Source organism: Bacillus pseudomycoides DSM 12442, assembly GCF_000161455.1.
In the GTDB taxonomy this organism is placed as follows: domain Bacteria; phylum Bacillota; class Bacilli; order Bacillales; family Bacillaceae_G; genus Bacillus_A; species Bacillus_A pseudomycoides.
The window spans coordinates 5333176-5335069 of sequence record NZ_CM000745.1 but is presented as its reverse complement, the minus strand read 5'-3'; the positions used below and the strand labels follow the sequence as shown (position 1 = coordinate 5335069).

Here is a 1894-nt window from a genome sequence, read left to right as displayed (position 1 = left end):
CAAAATATTATGGATAATTTATGTTTTAGCATAAAGTCCTCTCCAACCTATGTAATAGGATAAGAGTTAGGATATGCTGAAAAATAGTAATTATTCATTTTAATTTAACGTACAGGAAACTGCTCAAATGTGTCTGAAATGTGTCTAAACGTACAAAATTCCCGAAATGATATGGTGGGGCCATGCCCATCAACTTAAGAATTCAGAATTACCCTAAAACGAAAAAATAAGCTTTTTTGTTACAAGTTAGCACAGAATTTCGTTCTGGGGGTACTATAAAATTTTAGCTTGATGGCTATGTAGTGCTCATCTTAATGTAACAAAAAGGTAATAACAATTACCTATAAATTACTTTTGTTACATTGAATTGAAAAAAATTACATTTTTGTTACGAAAACTATTGATTGTATTTAAAAGTCATAATATAATTATTTTTGTGGAAATAAAAACTAAAATTATACATTATTTTGGGGGGCGTGGAAAATGAAGAAAGTTATTTTACCAATCTTAATGTCTACTATGTTTATAGTTCCTGCAGTTTCTCATGCAGAAAAAAATGGTATTACGAAAGATCATACATATGCAAGTGAGCAAGTTAAAGCAAAAAGTGGATGGATTCAGGATAAAGGAAAATGGTATTTCTTTAATGAAGATGGGTCTATGGCTAAAGGGTGGAAAAATATAACTGGAACATGGTATTATTTTGAAAATGATGGGGCAATGGTTTCATTTTCCCTAAAGAAAATTAATGGAAAAACGTATTACTTTGATGATAACGGCGCCATGATTACAGGATGGAAACGTTTTGAAGGAATGGATAAAACAAACTGGCACTACTTTAATGAAGATGGCTCCATGGCTACTGATTGGAATTACATCAATGGAAATTGGTATTATTTTTCTCAATACGGGTATATGGCTAAAGGCTGGAAAACTATCGACGGAAATTGGTATTACTTTAACGAAGATGGCTACATGGTTAAAGGCTGGAAATCTATCAACATGATTTTGTATTACTTTAACGAAGATGGCTCTATGGCAACAGACTGGGTAAAAGTGAATGGTATATGGTACTACATGAATACAAATGGGGAGATGCAAAAAGGTTGGATACAACAAAATGGAAATTGGTACTATTTCCATTCTAATGGCTCTATGGCAACAGACTGGGTAAAAGTGAATGGTACATGGTACTACATGAATGCAAATGGGGAGATGCAAAAAGGTTGGGTACAAGTATTCGGAAAATGGTACTACTTACAATCTAATGGTGCAATGGTAGTAGGAAAACATTTCATTGATGGAAAATGGTATTCATTCAATGATGATGGCGTTATGATGTAACAAAAGGTCTTTTAGACTGAATAAATGAACACCAGATATCTATTTTAAGATATTTCTATAACAAAAAAGACACCTGTGGGGGTGTCTTTTTTGTGTGTTATCTCTTCTTATTAATCTAGAAAAAATAACGTCTTTAAGAATAATGGGTAGTAAATATTCTGGTTCTGGTGCAAAAATTCTAAAACTTTTGCAAGTAATCTTCTAAACTTGGACATACTGATAGTATTACTCTAGAAAAAGGTGTGTGATCGGTATGAAAAAGGAAAATTTGTTCAAATGGAAGCATTATCAACCTGATATGATTTTATTAACTGTGAGATGGTACCTACGGTACAACCTCAGTTTTCGTGATTTGGTAGGAATGATGGAGGAACGAGGTTTGTCTATTGCTCACACCACCATTATGCGTTGGGTGCATCAATATGGACCTGAATTAGACGAAAGAGTACGACGTCATCTTAAGACGACAAATGATTCCTGGAGAGTCGATGAAACGTATGTGAAAGTAAAAGGTCAATGGATGTATTTATATCGCGCAGTAGATTCTGAA

The 1894-nt window shown here is 33.4% G+C and carries 2 protein-coding genes; both read left to right on the top strand.

Annotated features, from left to right (window positions below):
* Positions 1-483 precede the first annotated feature (483 nt).
* Positions 484-1344 (top strand): N-acetylmuramoyl-L-alanine amidase family protein, encoded by an 861-nt coding sequence (locus tag BPMYX0001_RS35060; RefSeq protein ID WP_006097365.1) that lies wholly within the window; start codon positions 484-486, stop codon positions 1342-1344.
* Between the two features lie 253 nt (positions 1345-1597).
* A partial coding sequence (locus BPMYX0001_RS27040; protein ID WP_033799457.1) for an IS6 family transposase occupies positions 1598-1894 on the top strand: 297 nt, incomplete at its 3' end.

Excerpts from the sequence above, each read along its gene's own strand:
- BPMYX0001_RS35060 (WP_006097365.1), top strand. The coding sequence starts at position 484 with ATGAAGAAAGTTATTTTACCAATCTTAATGTCTACTATGTTTATAGTT.